This is a genomic window from Natronomonas marina (genome assembly GCF_024298905.1).
Taxonomy (GTDB): domain Archaea; phylum Halobacteriota; class Halobacteria; order Halobacteriales; family Haloarculaceae; genus Natronomonas; species Natronomonas marina.
Genome location: NZ_CP101154.1, coordinates 155,469 through 172,974, shown reverse-complemented (window position 1 = coordinate 172,974; position 17,506 = coordinate 155,469). Strand labels below are relative to the sequence as shown.

The window sequence follows — 17,506 nt, the reverse complement described above, 5'->3', positions numbered from 1 at the left end:
TCGCTTTCGAACAAACAGCATATGTAAGTGAAGGTGCGGCCGTGTCGCTTCCTACAATCGACGACCACGAGGAGAGGACGGCGGATCTGGACGAGGGGACGGCACGTCCGTCAGGAGCCGGGGCTCGTTCGGGGGACGGTGACCGAGATGAAAATACACTGAGCACGTCCAGCGTGCTTCCCGACCGGAGGGCGAGGAGTCCGAGAGTCAGGACGATGGTTCGAGATACGCCATCGCCTCTTCATCGGAGACCTGGTCGAAGCGCTCGTAGAACTGACCGACTCCGATGAAGCTGCTCGGCGTCTCGAGACAGACCACCTCGTCCGCCAGCTCCTGTAACTCGTGAACGGTGTCGGGCGGGCCGACCGGAACCGCCAGCACGATGCGCTCTGCGTCGGTTTTCCGGAGCATCTGGAGGCACGCTCTGACGGTCGAGCCCGTGGCCACGCCGTCGTCGACGACCGCAACGGTCTTTGCCGTCAGGTCGGGGGCGGCCGCCTCGCCTCGGTAGCGGTCGGCCTTCTGTCGCGCGTTCTCGGCTTCCCGCTCGCGCTCCTGTTCGAAGTACTCCTCGTTGGCGCCCCTCCCGCGGAAGGCCTCTTCGTTGCGCCAGACGCTGCCGTCACTGGCGACGGCACCGATTGCCAACTCCGGGTTGCCTGGTGCCCCGACCTTCGACGCCCCGGCGAAACGCGCCGAGGAGGTGCCAGAGGATGGCTGACGGCCGGACGCCCTGCGTCGGGAAACGGCGAACAGCCGTGTCTGGCTGGCCGCGCACGCGCCGACCGCACCCGCTGGACATCACCAATCGACAATGTTAAACGACCCCACCCTGGTAACCGACCCCGCCCTACTTCGCTCGGTCTTGCGACCTCGCTCGTTGAGGGAGGGGCTTTGATGTGGGACTCGCCGTCAGTTGTCGCCGGGGAGGAAGGTCGTTCCTCACCCGTACCGAACGACCGTCGGGGTCAACATCCCCACCATTCGGGGGCCGGGCTACTGCGGCCCGTGATACCGGCGACGTGTGCGCAGCGGTATCACTAGGCACTGGTATGGTTGCCCCCCGAAAAAGTGTATCGGGTGGCGAGTCGAACAGCAGCAACAACGGCACCTGCTTCCCAGCGTGTCGGCTTCCTCCCCGGCCTACTCGCGTCGTCCTTCCGACTGGCGTCGGAAGTCCTCGCTTCTTGAGGCCGGAGGCTCCGCCTCGAAACCGCTGATACCCGTCGACGCGCCGGCCCCGGAGGAACCTTCCCAGGCACTCGTGGACCTTCTGGAACCCCTCTACATCGTTGTGCTCGGTTACTACCCGGTTCCCGATCAGGCCGCTCCCCAGCAGCTCCAGGCGGTTTACGAGGACGAGGCGAAGGCCGCGATGGAACCCATCGTCCGTCGATTCGTGGAGCAGGGCGCCGACGTCGAGTCGGTGCTGGTCTTCACGCGGGACCACGTCACCTCGATCGACCGAGTGACCAACGAGCACGACTGCGACGCGGTGCTCGTCCCGGGGGCCGTCGAAGACTTAAGCAGCGTCCTCGTTTCACTCAAAGACGAACAGAACATGTTCAGGATCCTCGAGGTGGTCGGCCTCTTGCTGGAGGAGACCGACCCCGACGTGACGCTGTTTCACTCCGAGAGCATCGAGAAAGGGAACGCCATCTCGGAACTCCTGCTCCGCGGTGCGACTGATTGGTTGACCGAACGGGGGCTCGACCGGGACCGCATCACCTGGCGCGAGCCGACCGCCGAGACCCAGACGACCGACCTGCTCGAACTGGCTGACGAGCACGACTTCGTCATCATGGGCGATGAAGAGCCGTCACTTCCCGAGCGCGTGCTCGGCGAACTACCGGACCGTATTCACGCGCGGACCGGCCGAGCGGTCCTCGTGGTCCGCAAGGAGCGCTGATTCCGATGCCCGAGAACACCAACAAACCGTCGGTGCTCGTTCCCGTCGACGTTTCGACGGACGAGCAACCCGACCCGCAACTCCTCGAACTCCTCGAGCCTGCCCGGGTCGTCCTTGGCGGCTGGTATCCCGCCCCCGACCAGACGCCCCCCGAGCAGCTCCGGGAGGCCCACGGTGACGAGGCAATCGAACGCATCGAAGCCATCGCAGCCGAGTTCCAGGACACCGACACGGCGGTCGAAACGGTCGTCGTCTTCACCCGGGACCGGTCGACGACGGTCGACCGGCTCGCCGACGAGTACGACTGTGGCGTCGTCTTGGTCCCCGGAGCCGTCCAGCGGGTCGAGCGCGTTCTCGTGCCGATCCGGGCCGACGTCAATCTCTCGGCTATTCTCTCTGTCGTCGGCGTTCTGCTGACGGATAGCGAGGCGACGGTCACGCTCCTGCATGCCGCAGAAACCGACGAGGACAACGAGGCCGGGAAGGTCATGCTCAGGGGGGCGGCCGACGAACTGCTCGACGCCGGTGTCGGCGCCGACCGAATCGACACGGTAAACCTCGAATCCGACACGCCCGTCGACGATATCGTAGACGCCGCGGCCAATCACGACGTGCTGGTCATCGGCGAATCCGAACCGTCGCTCATCAAGCAAATCATCGGCGACGTGCCAGGGCAGCTCGTCAAACGAACCGACCGGCCGGTGCTTGTCGTCCGGAAGCTCTCGGCTGAAGAGGAGAAAGAGGAAGACGAGGCTGGCGAGGAAACACAGGAGTGAACCAGTACGTATCGCGGTGCGGTATGGGAAGACCGCCGGAATGGCGTGGGGGATGTCACGGCGGTCGGGCGATCAGGATCTCGACTGGCCACACCCGCGCCCGACGGAGACGCTCCCGTCGCTCGATCTCGAATCCCGCTTCGGTGAGGGTTCGGGCGGCGTAAATCGGTCGACAGCCGAACCGTTCGTAGCCCGGGACCCGTTCGAACAGCCAGTCGTACGCTCGCACGAACAGGTCGTCTTCAGCGCCAGCCCGTTCCATCGTCACGACACAGAGCCGACCGTCCGGCCGGAGGAAGCGCTCGAGTTCCCCGAGAACCGTCGTCATCTCGTCTTCCGCAAACAGCTCCAACGTGTCCTCGACAAACGCGACATCGGCGACATCCCCTCGAAACGGAAGCGACCGAACGTCCCCGAGACAGGTCTCGATTCGCGTATTTGCTCCCTCCCGAATTGCCCGCCGACGGGCCCGGCTCACCATACTCGCTGCGGCATCGAGTCCGACGATGTCCCCGTCTGGACCGACTCGCTCGGCGAGCGCGACTAACGCATGCCCGGGACCACATCCGACCTCAACGACGGGTTCTCCACGTTCGATAGCGAGCAACTCCAGGGCCCGCTGCCGTGTGCTCGCTTGCAACGGTGTGACGAACCAGTCGTACAGCGCCGCCAACCGGTGATACGTCTCTACGACCGTTTGATTGGACACGTCCGGTTCGGGCAGCGTGGTCATTTGCTGGAGATCGTCCGCCGGGGTTCGGAACGAACTATCGGGCTGCGATCAAAAAACACCGCCCGCTCTACGTGCTTGCTGTGGGGAACGGCGTTCGACGGCGACTGTCTATCAGACGCTGCCAACGTACGGACAGACATCCTGTTCACCCGGGGACATCCCCGGAATTTCGGTACGTTCGAACATCGTCGAGCGTCGGGATGCCGCTCCGGGCGCCCTCCTTTCGCGTGGAGAGTGCCCCGGCGACCGTTCCGATTTCGATAGCTTCCTGCAACGACGCTCCTGCTGCGAGTTGTGCCGCCAAGAACCCGTTCAGGACGTCGCCGGCACCGGTCGTATCGACCGCCTCGACCGCCGGTGGCGTGACGGTGAACCGCCGCTCCGCTTCGACGATGACATCGTCGGCACCCCGTTTGCGAACGAGGACCCCCTCGAACTCCCCGAGAGAGGACTGTAGCGCCCGATACTCTGTTTCGTTCGGGGTGAGGTAGTCGACCGCATCGCAACCGAGGAGTTCTTCGGCTCCATCGGCAGGCGCGGGGTCGAGGACGACGGTCGGTCGGTCCCGCTCGGCAGCCAACTCCGAAAGGAGCGCCACGACCGGTTCGGTCGGAATCTCGTTTTGCAGGAGGAGACACTCCGCCGAGCGAATCGTGTCGTACTGCTCTCGGATGTAGGCGCTATCGATAGCACTATTGGCCCCTGGACGGACGACGAGCCAGTTGTCGCCCGACTGCCCGACGAACACATGGGCCGTTCCGGTCGGGTCTGACGCGGTTCCGATCCGAGTGACACCGACTCCGGCTTCCGTGAGACGACTGCGGACCCCGAATTCCCCGCCATCGGGACCTACCTTGCCGAGCATTTCCGTCGCTGCGCCGGCCTTCGCCGCAGCCACGGCCTGGTTCGCACCTTTCCCTCCATGACGAATCCTATCCGGATCGGCTACGAAATCCGTCGGGAGGTCACGTATCTGGACAGTCTGGCCGCGGTCCGGAAACCAGCTGTATCGGTCCCTGAGATCGGCGACTTCGGCGTCGGACACGTGATGTATTTTGTCCACGTTGATGCTCCCGAGACTGACGACGTTTTCCATATTGCAAATTCACCCGAGCACGGTTCTGCTCATCGGATGAGCGTCACGGGAACCGTCACCCGCCGTGATACGGTCTCCGCGATACTCCCGAATACCGGTCGTTCTTTCGCCGTGCGTCCGTGCGCTCCGAGAACGACGTGGTCGATCTCCTCGTCGTCAGCGTAATCCACGACGATTTGCTTTGGATCACCGATCTCGGAGGTAGTTGACACCTCGCGGTCGTACTCATCAGCGAGTTCTCGAGCCTCTTCGAGGAGTTGCTTCGAAACGCCTTCAGCCCGGTCGTACCACTCTTCGGACCCCATCAACGGTTCGTACGTGGTTTCGAAGTCGAGATGGGCACCGTAGTCGGGGTCAAAGAGATCAACCACATGAAGGACGGTGATCGACGCATCGGGAACTCTTCGAGGGCATGGCGAAGCGCGCTTCGTGACAGCGGCGAGCCATCGAGTGGGACGAGAACGTGATCGGTCACATCTCCACCCCCTGAACGGTGATTCGACCGGCCAGTTTCGAATCAACCCGGGCGCGGAGTCTCTCTGTAACCAGCGGCATTATCGGTTTTTTCACCTGGGGCGAGGCGAAATAGGGATCGTCGGTGATTCCTGTCGAGTGAGAATTCACGCGTGGATTCCTGAATTACTGATACATGCCCGGCATCGCCGGTTCCTGGTCCTGCTGCTGCTGATACTGCTGGAGTTGCTCTGCGATCTGTTGTTTCTGTTTCTGGATCTCCTCGGCCTGTTCAAGCAGTTCCTGCGTGTCGATGTCGACCTCCACGAGCGGTTCGAGGGCCTCTTCGATCACAGCCCGTGCAGCCGCTGGATCGGGGATGTAGGGATTCGAACGCACGATGAGCACCGCCGCTGGAACGTCGTCGTGGTAACAATCGGCCAGCAGCGCACCGGTCACGCCACCGACGACGCCGGAGCCATCGGCCAAGGTGATCCCTGCATCGGCGAGAGCAGCCTCCAGGTCATCCGTCGTGGCAACGCCGACGACCTCGCCGATCTCGTCTTCGGACTCCGCGGGAGCCCCCGCCAGGAAGATGGCCCGTTCGAATTCCGCCGCCAGGTCGCTCAGGATACACTGGCTCAGGGAATCGACCGAACTGGGTGGGATTGGAATGTCGCTCTGGAGAGTCATTACTGCTGGATCTCCCCCTGCGTAGACCCGTACTGCGTCACGAACGCGACCCTCGTCGAATGCCGTAACCGATGGGAAATCGTCGGATACGATGGTTCCGTGTTGGTCCAACTCGAGTTGCTTCGTGATTTGATCGACGGCAATCGCCGCGACTAATCCCAGTCCGGGGAGTCCCTCGATGAGGGTCCGCGGTTTGGTCCCCAGGTCTGTATTCTTCTCGAAACTCGTCGACGAATCAGGAGTCATTATTCGACACCGGGTCTCCTATCGAAGAGGACGGCCTAATCAGCATCTCTAGTTCTTGATCCGTGAGACCTAATCCCCGCCTGCGCACGAAGACTCGTCGGTGGATTCGGCCAGCATACGAACCGTCAACACCGGCGCATCCGAGAGTCGGACGACTTTCTCGGTGACACTGTCCGGGAGATATTACATTATACTCCGATTACCGATCCTCCGGGTGGGTCCGGATCGGAACGGACGACACCGAGGATCGGGGAGGCCGAAAATCGGCTACAGCGGACGAGCAGGTTACTCGTCCGGCTCGAACTCTCGGGATTGACTCTCGATCACCGTTGCGACGTCGTCCAGCATTTCGCCTGTCGTCGCGACGACATCGTCGAGCGTGACGATTCCGACGAGCGTCCCCTCATCGTCGACGACCGGGATCCGCCGAACCCGACCTTCGACCATCGTGACGGGGAGCTCGACTGCCGTGGCGTCCTCGTGAATTGTCACCGGATCCGGCGCCATGAGGTCTTCGGCAGTCAGTTCGGACAGGTCGTCATGTCGAGCCACCGCGAGGGCGATGTCCCGGTCGGTGACGATGCCGACCGGCTTGTCGTCCTTGGCGATTACCAGATCGCCGATTTCCTCGTCCAGCATCGTCTGGGCGAGGGCTGTGACTGACGTGTCCGTGTTGGCCGTGATAACGTCGACTGCGAGATTCTTGACTGGCATGACCCACACGAATATTTGTGGTCGTTCACAAATAGCCGACCCGCAACTACCAGCTGGTGAGAATCCCGATTCGTATGCGAAGTGCGTTGGAGTGGTCGCGGACACCCGCGCCGGTGACGACTGGATGCACAAGCGCAGTCGTTCACTCCCGAGATGTCACGCCATTATCGTCATGGCACTGGACTACGAACGCTACGAAGAGCCGAGCCGTACTATATCACCGGGAGAGAAGGACCGACAACGCTCGGTCGATGGAGAGGATACGCACCTCGGTCGATGTGGAGGGCGTGTGGCCGTGTCCCATCTCGGCGTTACCCGCGACTAGCCGCTTTGATACCGTGGAGTTGCCACGGTCACCACCAGGGGCAAGTAGAATCGGAGGTGTTCTCTGCCGAGTGACCCGGGAACAGGTCGTTTCGAGCCGGGTTGCCCGGAATCGGTGGCTTTCGCCATTAGATAACTCCACCCGACGTTGAGTCGGAAATAGTCCTTGACGAGTGGCTCCGGGTACGCATCGGAAAGGGTCTCGTAGATAGAACGACCCCGATTGATACGGATTGTTGTAGTCTTTTACCGGTGACCGCCGACCCCGCACGGGCGATCACCGGTAAATCGTTACAACGATCCGTATGAGAGCCCGTTCACAGCCCGGTTCGGGATAAAACTCACGCGCAAAAACGCGTACGCTCGGGGCGTTTCAAAGATTCCATCTGCGATATCTCCAATCGAAGCCGAACGAGCGTGACGCTCGGCAGTCACATCATCGTCGATGTATTTCTCGATCGGCTCCACTGCTTCTAACTCGGGGGCTGTCTCCGCCGTCCGTTCGCGAGTCGAGAAATACTCGATGCAACACTCGGGATATCCGTGTTGATGACCCTGGTACCGTTCGAAATCAGCGCGGTCGTTAGCGACGACCGCTTCGATATTTCGATGTATGATGTCAGTCGGCGCTGGAGCAGCGTCCTTCCGGAAGAAATAGATGCGCGCACCGTATTTGACCATTCCACCGGTTCTCAGCCATTCTGGGACGACGAAACACGTTCCCAGGAAGTTCTGTTTGAGATACCGTACCTCCGGTAATCGTTGGAGAAGCTGCCTGAATCTAGTCGATACCGAGATGAGGTTTCTTCGTGTGAGTGAATCGAAATCGACCTGGATTTGATCGTAGAATCGGCGGGATTGGGACACGATGTCCCGACGGTCAGATGGTATCGCCGCAGTTCCAACGGCGTCTATCGCCAATTCCTGTCCGTAAAAATAGCTTTCATCTACTTGGATGCTGGCACCACGTCGTTCCTGTTCGATCACCGCTCGTACGTCCAGTGCTGCAAAGGCCGGGAGAGCTGCGACGCCATCCGTATTTGTGGAGGATATGGCGTTAAGAGCCTCCGAAACGTCCATTCCACACCGCTAGAAAGACGTCTCCGTGGGTGGCGTTTGATGGTCGAAATGCAGGCTCGGTCGAACAGTCAACTCGGATAGCTGAGGTCGAGAATCGGTGTGGATTGTTTCTCGTCATGGGCTCCCTCCGTGCGGAAGCCTCCCCCAAGGAGTAGGGTCGATGATCCAAAAGCTGCTCCTCACTTCTCATTCTTCGAGAAATCTCGATGGTCGACACCTGCTCACTTGGGAGTTGCAGGTGCTCGGCCCCGGACACCAATGTTATACTTACCCCTTGACCTCGTATGGAGACATCCCTATGTACGACAATATCCTCGTCCCGACGGATGGCAGTCCAGGAGCCGAAAACGCGACCGCCCGTGCCTTCGACCTCGCTCGAACCGGCGACGCGACGATCCACGTCCTGCACGTCATCGCACCCGGCGTGACCTCGGTCGAGCCGGATTCGACAGAGCGCGAAGAATTGCGACAACAATCCGAAAAGCGCGGACGGGAGGCGACGGACCGGATCCAAGAGCGGGCGGCGGATCTCGGGCTCGACGCTGTCCGGACCGTCCACGAGGGGACCCCGTATCGGGCGATACTCGAGTACGTCGACGAGAACGAGATCGACCTGGTGGTGATGGGAACCCACGGCGGGACCGGCGGCGAGCGAGCCCATCTCGGCAGTACAACGGAGCGGGTGATTGCAGTCGCGGACGTACCGGTCATGGCCGTCCGTCTGGCCGAGGACGAAGTCGTCCCCGAATCGGGATACGGGATGTACGATCACGTCCTGATCCCTACTGACGGGAGCGATGCCGCCGAACGTGCGGCCGATCACGCGCTGGGCATCGCCGAACGGTACGGCGCTGATGTCCACGTGGTCTACGTCGTCGACACGACGATTTACGGGTTCGAGGACGCTCCCCGGAGTATCATCGGTCTCCTCAAGCAAGGCGGTCAGAACGCAGTCGAGGAGATCGCGGCCAACGCTTGCGACCGGAACCTCCCAGTGACGACTGACATCCTCCGTGGTGTCCCCCACGAGGAGATTCGTGAGTACGCGACGGGTGTCGACGCCGACGTGATTGCGATGGGAACTCGCGGTCGGACTGTGGACACGGACCGGCTTCTCGGGAGTACGACTGCTCGCGTCGTCAGGCGATCCGACGTACCGGTGCTAACGACCGATTGATCTGCATGAGCGTGGGAACCCTCTGCCAGATCTGTGAATCGGCACCTGCCGAGTACCAGTGTCGGCGGTGCGGAGCGCTCGTGTGTAGTGCCCACTACGACGAAGATACCGGGCTGTGTACCGACTGCGCGTCGAGCATCGACGACACGTCTGCTGGAGATTCGTCGCACTCCTGACGGCGGAACACGTATTCGCTGTCCGCTTTGCTCTTCGTCGTGTTCGACGAGACGAGGTCTCCCGAGCGATGCGCTCCATTTCCGAACTAATGAAGTATTACTAACATTTTTCGCAATCGGTCGGCGAACCGCAGGGAATCGCCTCACCCCACGCGAGACCGACTACTCCTCGCCACGGAGGGATTCGATCCGCTGTTCGAGGTCGTCAATCGCGTCCTCGACGCTTTCGCGTGCTTGATCACTCAGTTGCTCGGCCTCGTTCACCGCCTCGTCGAAGGCGTCACGTACTTGCTGCACAGCAGTATCGACATCGTCGGATTCGCTCATGATACGGTCGTCTCTATTCGCGTTGACCGGTTAGACCTGACTACCGTTCCTAAACGGTGAGAACGGCCGTCGTTTTTCCTCTTTCCTCGAAGTCGTCTCTACCGTGGACTGATGACAGCGCTACAATTGAGGAGTCCAGCGTTTGCGAACGGTGACCCGATTCCGGATGCGTATGGATACACGGCCGAAAACGTGAGTCGACCGATCCGGTCGCCAGGAACGGTACCCCCACCGCGGTCGCGCCCCTCGCCGGCGGGTCCCCCTGTATCTCGCCGGCTACGCGGCGCGACGGCTGCGGTGAGCGCCACGCTTACCTCCGCCGCCCTCCTCCGACGGACATGGCCGACCGCATCATGAAGGTCAACGCGTACACGACGCTGGACCTGCTGGACGCCGAGGCGGAGGGTCACGGTTTCACCGAGGAGGCCTTCGCGGTCCTGAACGTGACCAGTCCACGCGAGAACCCCGACCACGTCTCGCTGCAACTGGAACTGGACAACACCGAACTGGAGCACCTGCCGGCCCACGCCGAGACGGTGCGGCTCTCTCCCGGGGAGGCCCGGGAACTCGCGGCGGACCTCGAGAAGCATGCCGAGACGGTCGAGGCCGCCGCGGAGGAGGACTGATAGGCCCGGCCCACCTAGCGGGAGTATGGCCGACCGCGGCGGGCCGCGCCGGAACGACCGGGACGGCAACCCCGTCTCCCGGGAACTGGGGTTCTGTCCCTGCTGTGGCTACCGGACGCTGTCGCCGAGTCAGCCCGGCTCCTACGAGGTCTGCGAAATATGTGGCTGGCTGGACGACCTGGTGGGGTTCTACCACCCGGAGACGCAGAGCGACTACAACCACGTCTCGCTGTCGGCGGCCCGAGAGAACGTCGCCGAGTACGGTGCCTGTCTGCCCGGCGTCGCCGCCGAGACCCGCGATCCGGACGACGGAGACGAACGGGACCCGAACTACCCCTACGAGTGAGCGGCGAACGGGGGGCGTCGACCCAGAATATTTGTATACGAACTCGTATACACGCGTGTGAGCAAGAGCATCCGGGTCTCGGAGGACACCCACGCCGCGCTCGCGGCGTTGAAAGGTGACGGGGAGACGTTCGACGACCTGCTGTCGCGGCTCGTCGCGGAGCGTCGCGAGACGGTCCGGGAGGGCGCGGGACTGTGGGCGGACAGCGAGGCAGCATCGGCGGCGCGGGAGGCGCGAAACGAGATGAAACGGGACCTCGGTCGATGACGCTGTACGACAGCAGCGTCCTCATCGACTATCTCGACGGCGTCGACGAGGCCGTCGAATGTGTCACTCGAAACGCCGGCGAGCGCGCCGTCGCGCCGCTGCTGGTCCTGTTCGAGGTCTATCAGGGCGAGGTGTATCGCTCGGCTGGAACCGACCTGAACGCCGTCGACGGTGCCTTGGAGTGGCTCACCGTCGTCGACGGGTCCGCACGCTTCGCCAGGGGCGCAGCGGAGCTACAGGACGAGTTGCGACGGCGCGGGACGCCGCTGGCCGCCCGCGACGCGTTCGTCGCCGGCACGGCGAGAGGACTGGGCGAGTCGCTCGCCGTCTCCGATTCGGACTTCGACGTCGCCGGGCTCCGCGAGGTCGTCGACCTGACCGTCGTGGGCGTCTGAGTCGTCGCTACGACAGCCGCTCGAACTCCTCGGGCGTCAACTCGATGTCGGCCGCGGCGACGTTCTCCTCGAGGTGTTGGACGCTTCCCGTCCCCGGAATCGGAAGCATCACGTCGGAACGCTCCAGGAGCCACGCCAGCGCGATCTGCTGTGGCGTGGCGTCGTGGGCGTCGGCGACGTCCTCGATGCCGGCGACATCGTCGAGGTCGCCGGCCGCCAGCGGGTACCACGGAATGAACCCGATGTCGTAGGACTCGCAGGCCTCCAGCACCGCCTCTTCATCCCGGTAGCCGACGTTGTAGCGGTTCTGGACGGTCGCTATCTCGACGTGGTCGCGGGCGGTCTCCAGCTGGTCGACGCTCACGTTCGAGAGTCCCAGGTGCTCGATGACGCCGTCGTCCTTCAACTCGGCCAGTGCCGTCACGCTGTCCTCGAAGTCGACGTCGGGGTCGGGCCGGTGGAACTGGTAGAGGTCGATGGTGTCGACCCGGAGGCGGTCGAGGCTACACAGCACCGCGTTCCGGAGGTAGTCGGGGTCGCCACAGGGCAGCCAGTCGCCGTCGCGGTTCCGCAGCAGGCCGCCCTTGGTGGCGACGGCGACGTCCTCGTAGGGGGCGAGCGTCTCGCCGATGAGCCGCTCGGAGACGCCGGGACCGTACGAATCGGCCGTGTCGATCAGGTCGACCAACTCGGCGGCCCGCCGAAGTACGTCGCGGGCGATCTCGGGGTCCTCGGGTTCGCCGATGATCTTCTCGCCGGTGATACGCATTGCGCCGAAGCCGAGTCGGCCGACTGTCAGCTCGCCGCCGATGTCGAAGGTGTCCATGGGCCGGCTTCGGGCGCAGGGTGGAAAAGGGTAGAGGTCGGGCGGCGGTTCCACGCCGGACCGCCTTGAGTCGGCGGACCGTCACGGCCTCGATCCACCCGACCGAGACGGGGCCGCGAGACGGCGGACCGTCACCGGATCGCGTTCACCAGCTTTTGGGCAGCCAGACGGACCGGGACGACGGGATAGTAGAGCGGATGGCACACGCCGGGGAGCGGAAGGCGCTCGTACTCGTACATGGTCGGGTGCAGGTGCCGACGCCGGAGCACCATCCCGAGCGCGTCCGTCGGCGAGTCGGCCGCCCTGACGTTGTACGCCAGCCGCGCGCTCGAACTCGGGCGTTCCGGGGGGCCCGACTCGATCTCGGCCGCGACCGCGGCTGCGAGCGCGCCGGCCCGTCCGTCCTGCCGGACTCGTCGCTCGATCCGCTCGGGGACCGAGAGGTCGAAAAGCGAGGTCACCAGGGAGATCCCGACCAGCAACTTCCGCTCGACGCCGTGGACGCTTGCCCGGCGGAACAGTCCGTCCCACTCGGTGTCGGTTCGCTCGAGCGTCGCCGCGAAGTCACCGATCCACTTCAGCAGGTGCCACCGGTGTTTCGTGCCGTGATACGCGAGCATCAGGAGCCTGTCGTCGGGGTCGAGCACCGGCAGTTCGACGCCGGCGACGGACGCGGTGTCGCGTCGGTCCCACATCGCCTCGAACCCGAGTCCGAACGGCCGCTCGGACTCGCCGACCCGCCAGCGAACCTCGACGGTCCGGCCCGCCCGCTCCAGCTGGTACTCACAGAGCAGCGGCATCGTGAACGGGCCGCCGAGCAGCGGCGAATCGTCGAGGCGCGGCGCGTCCCTGACCCACTCGTAGCCGCGAGCCTCGAGCGCGTCGACGGCGGCCGGGACGTCCCGCCTGTGGACGACCACGTCGAGGTCGCCGAACTCCCGCAACGAGAGGTCGCCGTAGGCGACTTCCGCGAGCACCGGCCCCTTGAACGGCATCGCACGGATCGACTCCTCGCCGAACGCCTCGAAGATGCCGTGTAACTCGTCTGCGTACTGGAGGTTCCGAACGGCGGTCGAGTCGGCCCGCTCGCGGAGTCGCTCGACCACGTCGTCGGGGACGCCGTGTCCGGGCGTCGTCTCGACGTGGCGGTACAGGAGCGGGAGCACGCCGTGACGGCCGCCGACCTCGATCACCCGGTCCCAGGAGAGTTCCGCCCCGAGCAGCGGTCGAATCCGGCTCGGCTCCGCCCCCGTCGAGGGCGGCAGCGAGCACCGCAGGAGGAGTTCGATCTCCGGCGCCCGCCCCTCGACCGACCGGTTCCGCGGTCGTTCGCCGCTACTCCGTGTCCGCATCGACGTCCTCCTCAACCAGTTCGACGAGTTCCGGGAGTTTCTCTAAGTCCCGCTTTCGGCGTAACCGACGGACCTGGACCGACCCCGCGAGCGCAGTACACCGGGAGAAGTTCGATTCGGCCTTCGCGGACGCCTCGATGAGCGGGATCGTGTAGGTGTTGCGAACCAGCTCGAAGATCCGTTCCTGCGGCTCGATCGGGAGCACCGCCGGAGCAGGACCGTCCGCGAGGAGATAGATTCGCTCCAGCGGAACCGGTGATTCGGGTTGTTGATGTCTGAGACCGTGGAAATGACGATCCCGGGCCCGGCTGGTTCGACGCGGCTCCTCGACCGGCACGTCGAGGCGGTCGACGACCGTCGGGTCCAGTTTGATCGACGGGTAGCCGCTCCGAACGCGCGGTCCCTCGGCACCGAGTTCGATGGCGGCGACGTCGTCGCTCAGAACCCGGTGGCCGGCGCACAGAAACGCCGTAGCGGTCGTCGTCTTGCCCATCCCCGACTCCCCCACGAACGCGACGGCCGCGTCCCCGATCTCGACGGTGCTGGCGTGCAACACGAAGTAGCCACGCTGGTGGAGGAGATAGTTGAACGCGGGTCCGATGATGACGTGCCGGATGACCTCCTCCGGCACCGCCGGATCGGGGTCGACGGCGATCTCCCGGCCGTCGCGTATCGAGATCGTCGCCGCCTCGTACAGCAGCAACTGTTCGTCGGGACCGTTTCGATAGGCGGACCGGTCGTCCTCGGCGTCCGCCGGCCGGTCGACTGCCCGCCGCGTGACGACGACGTCCGCCCCGCCGGGGCTCTCCGATTCGGGGAGTTCGGGTATGTCGAACGCCGAATCGACCGTCAGTCCGAACGCGCTCAGACGGTGACGAGAGTCGACCGACACGGTCACACCTCCACGCGTCGGGTCACCCGGCTCCGTTTCGGGCTGTCGTCGGTCCCTCTCGAGTCGGTGGTCGGATCGCCCGCGTCCCGGCACATACCGCCGACTACCCCACATCCGTTCATTAGTATAGGCTCGTTATCCGACGGGTCGTCGTGGCGGGGCGACACCGGGGCGGTGAGGTTCACCAGGGGTGTCCGAAGCCCGAAGGAACCGTCGGTACGGACCGCGCTCGGGCGGTAGTAGAGTTCCCTCGTGGAACCACACGACCCGTTGGACGGGACGTTTCCGTCCGGTAAACGGTGTATAATTTTGTTCGGGGAAGGTCACCGGACACCCGATCGATGTCGGATACGTACACGCTCCGTCGGAAACTCGGGGCCCTCCACCGGGTGGCGATGTATCGGCCGGTACACGCGTCGGCGATCGTTTTGCTGAGTGTCGTGGTGGCCGCCCTGGAGGGCGTCGGTCTGGGGTTTCTCGTTCCGATCGTCGAGACCGTCGGGTCCGGCGGTAGCGTCGGGGAAGCCGACGGATTCCTCGGAGCGTTCGAACGCGTCTACGCCGCGTTCGGTATTCCGTTCACGATCGGGTTCCTCGTCGCCGGAGTCATGGGGGTAATGACGGTCCGATATACGCTCAGCTATCTCGTCTCCTGGCTCCGGGCCGGGCTCCAGGCGCAGTACATCACCGCCCTCCGGGTCACTGCACTCGAAGGGGCCCTGGACGCCCGGATCGGGTACTTCGACGAGGAGGGGTCCGACGAGATACTGAACACCATCATCACGGAAGCGAAGTACGCCGGGCGAACGATAAACAGTATCGTCGAGCTGATAAAACGGTCGCTGCTCGCCATCGTTTATCTCGGCGTCGCGTTCTACGTCGCGCCGCTTCTCACGATCGGTGCACTCTCGCTTTTCGTCGCGCTCGTCGTCCTGTCCCGTCGTTTCGTCGAGTCCGGATACTCGGTCGGGGACCGGATCGCCCGGGCAAACGAGCGCATCCAGCGCTCGGCACAGGAGGGTACCCAGGGGATCGGCGCGGTGAAAGCGTTCGGTCTCGAACAACAGATCATGTCGCGGTTCCGGGATGCCTCCGGACAGTTCACGTCGGCGAAGACCAGAGTCGACCGGAACCGGGCAGCCATCTCGAACGGGTACAAGCTCGCGGCGTCCGTTTCGATGTTTCTGTTGATCTACGTGGCTGTCGTCGTCGCGAACCTCTCTTTGGCCGCCATGAGCGTCTTCCTCTTTGCGATGTTCCGACTCACGCCGATGGTGAACAGCATCAACAGCACGGTCTACGGGCTCGAGCAGGGCCTTCCGCACCTCGTCCGCGTCCAGGAGTTCATCGACGAGATCGAAGCCGAGCGCGAGCCCAGAGCGGGGTCCCACCCCCTCCCGACGCCCGTCGAGCACGTCGCGTTCGACGACGTCTCGTTCTCGTACGATTCGACGGAACGGGTTCTCTCGGAGGTCTCGCTGGAGTTCGACACCGGTGAGTTCGTCGCGTTCGTCGGTCCGTCGGGGACCGGTAAGTCGACGATCGCCTCGCTCCTCTGTCGACTGTACGAGCCCGACAGCGGTCGCATCACCGCCAACGGCGTCCCGATCGACGAGGTCGACCTCGGGGCGTGGCGAGACCGCGTTTCGATCGTCCGACAGCAGCCCCACGTATTCAACACGACGCTCGCGGAGAACGTGGCCATCGGGGGAGAGAACCCCACTCGATCCGATATCGAGTGGGCGTGTGAACGCGCCTGCGTCACCGAGTTCGTCGACGAGTTGCCGAACGGGTACGACACCGAACTCGGCGACGACGGGGTCCGTCTCTCGGGCGGGCAGCGCCAGCGCGTCGCCATCGCCAGGGCGCTGCTGAAGGACGCGGACCTGCTGGTCCTGGACGAGGCGACCAGCGACCTCGACTCGACGCTGGAACGGGAGGTCCACGACGCCATCGAGGCGATGGACCGGGACTGCGCCCTGCTGGTCATCGCCCACCGGCTCTCGACGGTCACCGACGCCGACCGGATCTACACCGTCGAGAACGGGACGATCACCGAGACGGGGACCCACGGCGAACTGCTGGCGGCGGACGGCCAGTACGCGTCGCTCTACGGGATGCAGGCCGGCGGGGATTAGTCGGACCGACGACTCGCCGCCCGGGTAAGTGAGGCTATTACCTTATCATATTCCCGTGATCTTCACCCATGCACACGGTCCGGAATGTGGTCAGAGCGGCCAGGGAGCGCCGTCCTCCCTCGTAACGATGTGTGGGATTGCCGGTCTCCTCGGTCGAACGGACGAGAAAACGCTCTCGGAGATGCTGGAGCGGCTCCACCACCGGGGGCCGGACGACGAGGGTCGGTTCGTCGACGAAGACGCCGAGATACTGATGGGCTCCCGTCGCCTCGCGATCGTCGACGTAGCGGGTGGGGGCCAGCCCATCCGAAACGAGGACGGGTCGGTCGTCGCCGTCTGCAACGGCGAGATATACAACCACGACGCCCTGCGCGAGCGGCTCGGAACGGCGGGACACCGGTTCGAGTCGAACTGTGACGTCGAGGTCATCGTCCACCTCTGGGAGGAGGTGGGCGAGAGGCTGGTCGACCACCTCGACGGCATGTTCGCCTTCTCGCTGTGGGACGGGACCACCGGGACGCTGGTGCTCGCCCGCGATCGAATCGGCATCAAACCGCTGTACTACGCCGAAACGGACGACGGCGTCGTCTGGGGGAGCGAGATACCGGCGCTCCTGGCGGCCGGAATCGACGCCCGTCTCGACCCCGCCGCGGTGTACAATTACTTCCGGCTCGAGTACACGCCGTCGCCGCAGACGTTGCTCGCGGACGTTCGGAAACTCCCGCCGGGGAGTGTCGCCGTCGTCACGCCGGAGGATACGACCGGGCCTGCCTCGGAACACGTCACTCCTCGCCGCTACTGGTCGCTCCCGTCGGGTGGCGTCCCGAGTGCCAGCAGTATGGACGGCGCGGTCCGTAAACTGCGTCGGCTGCTGTCGGACTCGACCGAGCGACGGCTGATGTCCGACGTTCCCGTGGGGGGGGTTCCTCTCGGGCGGGCTCGACTCGACGGCCACCGTCG

General features: G+C 64.1%; 18 protein-coding genes and 2 pseudogenes. 9 read left to right on the top strand and 11 right to left on the bottom strand.

The window, feature by feature from the left end:
- Positions 1-207: 207 nt before the first annotated feature.
- Positions 208-681 (bottom strand): annotated as a pseudogene (locus NLF94_RS00885) (phosphoribosyltransferase); the annotation flags it as partial.
- A gap of 583 nt (positions 682-1,264) precedes the next feature.
- Here NLF94_RS00885 and NLF94_RS00880 point away from each other — a divergent pair.
- Together NLF94_RS00880 and NLF94_RS00875 are read left to right on the top strand one after the other, a co-directional pair.
- Positions 1,265-1,909: a hypothetical protein gene (locus NLF94_RS00880; RefSeq protein ID WP_254839572.1), complete on the top strand. Its 645-nt coding sequence runs from the start codon at positions 1,265-1,267 to the stop codon at positions 1,907-1,909.
- A gap of 5 nt (positions 1,910-1,914) precedes the next feature.
- Positions 1,915-2,685 (top strand): universal stress protein, encoded by a 771-nt coding sequence (locus NLF94_RS00875; RefSeq protein ID WP_254839571.1) that lies wholly within the window; start codon positions 1,915-1,917, stop codon positions 2,683-2,685.
- A 55-nt stretch (positions 2,686-2,740) separates the two neighbouring features.
- On the opposite strand, the gene NLF94_RS00870 is transcribed toward NLF94_RS00875, so the two are convergent.
- The 6 genes from NLF94_RS00870 to NLF94_RS00845 form a co-directional block, all read right to left on the bottom strand.
- Positions 2,741-3,418 (bottom strand): methyltransferase domain-containing protein, encoded by a 678-nt coding sequence (locus tag NLF94_RS00870; protein WP_254839570.1) that lies wholly within the window; start codon positions 3,416-3,418, stop codon positions 2,741-2,743.
- Between the two features lie 145 nt (positions 3,419-3,563).
- Positions 3,564-4,514 carry a PfkB family carbohydrate kinase gene (locus NLF94_RS00865; protein ID WP_254839569.1) on the bottom strand — a complete coding sequence of 317 codons (951 nt, stop codon included), beginning with the start codon at positions 4,512-4,514 and terminating at the stop codon, positions 3,564-3,566.
- 29 nt (positions 4,515-4,543) lie between these two features.
- Positions 4,544-4,885, bottom strand: a complete 342-nt coding sequence (locus tag NLF94_RS00860) for a universal stress protein (protein WP_254839568.1) — start codon at positions 4,883-4,885, stop codon at positions 4,544-4,546.
- Positions 4,886-5,153: 268 nt separating this feature from the next.
- The gene (locus tag NLF94_RS00855) at positions 5,154-5,906 is read right to left on the bottom strand and encodes a proteasome assembly chaperone family protein (protein WP_254839567.1); all 753 of its coding nucleotides are present in this window, start codon (positions 5,904-5,906) and stop codon (positions 5,154-5,156) included.
- A gap of 285 nt (positions 5,907-6,191) precedes the next feature.
- The gene (locus tag NLF94_RS00850) at positions 6,192-6,620 is read right to left on the bottom strand and encodes a CBS domain-containing protein (RefSeq protein WP_256558742.1); all 429 of its coding nucleotides are present in this window, start codon (positions 6,618-6,620) and stop codon (positions 6,192-6,194) included.
- Positions 6,621-7,235: 615 nt separating this feature from the next.
- Entirely contained in the window at positions 7,236-8,024 is a 789-nt protein-coding gene (locus tag NLF94_RS00845) for a hypothetical protein (protein ID WP_254839565.1), read from the bottom strand.
- Between the two features lie 298 nt (positions 8,025-8,322).
- Here NLF94_RS00845 and NLF94_RS00840 point away from each other — a divergent pair, with 298 nt between their 5' ends.
- Positions 8,323-9,201, top strand: coding sequence for a universal stress protein (locus NLF94_RS00840; protein ID WP_254839564.1), 879 nt, complete (start codon positions 8,323-8,325; stop codon positions 9,199-9,201).
- A gap of 338 nt (positions 9,202-9,539) precedes the next feature.
- On the opposite strand, the gene NLF94_RS00835 is transcribed toward NLF94_RS00840, so the two are convergent.
- The gene (locus NLF94_RS00835) at positions 9,540-9,704 is read right to left on the bottom strand and encodes a hypothetical protein (protein ID WP_254839563.1); all 165 of its coding nucleotides are present in this window, start codon (positions 9,702-9,704) and stop codon (positions 9,540-9,542) included.
- Between the two features lie 338 nt (positions 9,705-10,042).
- On the opposite strand from NLF94_RS00835, the gene NLF94_RS00830 reads away from it, so the two are divergent.
- From NLF94_RS00830 to NLF94_RS00815, 4 genes are read left to right on the top strand one after another with little or no spacing between them, the layout of a single operon-like run.
- The gene (locus NLF94_RS00830) at positions 10,043-10,330 is read left to right on the top strand and encodes a DUF6360 family protein (RefSeq protein WP_254839562.1); all 288 of its coding nucleotides are present in this window, start codon (positions 10,043-10,045) and stop codon (positions 10,328-10,330) included.
- 25 nt (positions 10,331-10,355) lie between these two features.
- Positions 10,356-10,676: a CPCC family cysteine-rich protein gene (locus tag NLF94_RS00825; protein WP_254839561.1), complete on the top strand. Its 321-nt coding sequence runs from the start codon at positions 10,356-10,358 to the stop codon at positions 10,674-10,676.
- Positions 10,677-10,733: 57 nt separating this feature from the next.
- Positions 10,734-10,943, top strand: coding sequence for an antitoxin VapB family protein (locus tag NLF94_RS00820; RefSeq protein WP_254839560.1), 210 nt, complete (start codon positions 10,734-10,736; stop codon positions 10,941-10,943).
- Positions 10,940-11,338, top strand: a complete 399-nt coding sequence (locus NLF94_RS00815) for a PIN domain-containing protein (RefSeq protein ID WP_254839559.1) — start codon at positions 10,940-10,942, stop codon at positions 11,336-11,338. The genes NLF94_RS00820 and NLF94_RS00815 overlap by 4 nt, the downstream gene beginning before the upstream one ends.
- Before the next feature lie 7 nt (positions 11,339-11,345).
- Here the strand turns inward: NLF94_RS00815 and NLF94_RS00810 are convergent, their stop codons facing one another.
- The 3 genes from NLF94_RS00810 to NLF94_RS00800 all read right to left on the bottom strand — a co-directional run bounded on the left by NLF94_RS00810 (position 11,346) and on the right by NLF94_RS00800 (position 14,408).
- The gene (locus NLF94_RS00810) at positions 11,346-12,164 is read right to left on the bottom strand and encodes an aldo/keto reductase (protein WP_254839558.1); all 819 of its coding nucleotides are present in this window, start codon (positions 12,162-12,164) and stop codon (positions 11,346-11,348) included.
- 131 nt (positions 12,165-12,295) lie between these two features.
- The gene (locus tag NLF94_RS00805) at positions 12,296-13,516 is read right to left on the bottom strand and encodes a nucleotidyltransferase domain-containing protein (RefSeq protein WP_254839557.1); all 1,221 of its coding nucleotides are present in this window, start codon (positions 13,514-13,516) and stop codon (positions 12,296-12,298) included.
- Positions 13,500-14,408 carry a phosphoenolpyruvate carboxykinase (ATP) gene (locus NLF94_RS00800; protein WP_254839556.1) on the bottom strand — a complete coding sequence of 303 codons (909 nt, stop codon included), beginning with the start codon at positions 14,406-14,408 and terminating at the stop codon, positions 13,500-13,502. Before NLF94_RS00800 ends, NLF94_RS00805 begins: the two co-directional genes overlap by 17 nt.
- A gap of 341 nt (positions 14,409-14,749) precedes the next feature.
- On the opposite strand from NLF94_RS00800, the gene NLF94_RS00795 reads away from it, so the two are divergent.
- Both NLF94_RS00795 and NLF94_RS00790 read left to right on the top strand, forming a co-directional pair.
- Complete coding sequence (locus tag NLF94_RS00795; protein WP_254839555.1) at positions 14,750-16,546, top strand: ABC transporter ATP-binding protein; 1,797 nt, start codon at positions 14,750-14,752, stop codon at positions 16,544-16,546.
- Positions 16,547-16,673: 127 nt separating this feature from the next.
- Positions 16,674-17,249: pseudogene (locus NLF94_RS00790) on the top strand (asparagine synthetase B family protein); the annotation flags it as partial.
- Positions 17,250-17,506: the final 257 nt, after the last annotated feature.

Bases quoted from the DNA above. Each gene is read 5' to 3' on its own strand.
- NLF94_RS00875 (WP_254839571.1), top strand. From the start codon at position 1,915: ATGCCCGAGAACACCAACAAACCGTCGGTGCTCGTTCCCGTCGACGTT.
- NLF94_RS00870 (WP_254839570.1), bottom strand. From the start codon at position 3,418: ATGACCACGCTGCCCGAACCGGACGTGTCCAATCAAACGGTCGTAGAG.
- NLF94_RS00865 (WP_254839569.1), bottom strand. From the start codon at position 4,514: ATGGAAAACGTCGTCAGTCTCGGGAGCATCAACGTGGACAAAATACAT.
- NLF94_RS00855 (WP_254839567.1), bottom strand. From the start codon at position 5,906: ATGACTCCTGATTCGTCGACGAGTTTCGAGAAGAATACAGACCTGGGG.
- NLF94_RS00850 (WP_256558742.1), bottom strand. From the start codon at position 6,620: ATGCCAGTCAAGAATCTCGCAGTCGACGTTATCACGGCCAACACGGAC.
- NLF94_RS00845 (WP_254839565.1), bottom strand. From the start codon at position 8,024: ATGGACGTTTCGGAGGCTCTTAACGCCATATCCTCCACAAATACGGAT.
- NLF94_RS00840 (WP_254839564.1), top strand. From the start codon at position 8,323: ATGTACGACAATATCCTCGTCCCGACGGATGGCAGTCCAGGAGCCGAA.
- NLF94_RS00835 (WP_254839563.1), bottom strand. From the start codon at position 9,704: ATGAGCGAATCCGACGATGTCGATACTGCTGTGCAGCAAGTACGTGAC.
- NLF94_RS00830 (WP_254839562.1), top strand. From the start codon at position 10,043: ATGGCCGACCGCATCATGAAGGTCAACGCGTACACGACGCTGGACCTG.
- NLF94_RS00825 (WP_254839561.1), top strand. From the start codon at position 10,356: ATGGCCGACCGCGGCGGGCCGCGCCGGAACGACCGGGACGGCAACCCC.
- NLF94_RS00815 (WP_254839559.1), top strand. From the start codon at position 10,940: ATGACGCTGTACGACAGCAGCGTCCTCATCGACTATCTCGACGGCGTC.
- NLF94_RS00810 (WP_254839558.1), bottom strand. From the start codon at position 12,164: ATGGACACCTTCGACATCGGCGGCGAGCTGACAGTCGGCCGACTCGGC.
- NLF94_RS00805 (WP_254839557.1), bottom strand. From the start codon at position 13,516: ATGCGGACACGGAGTAGCGGCGAACGACCGCGGAACCGGTCGGTCGAG.
- NLF94_RS00795 (WP_254839555.1), top strand. From the start codon at position 14,750: ATGTCGGATACGTACACGCTCCGTCGGAAACTCGGGGCCCTCCACCGG.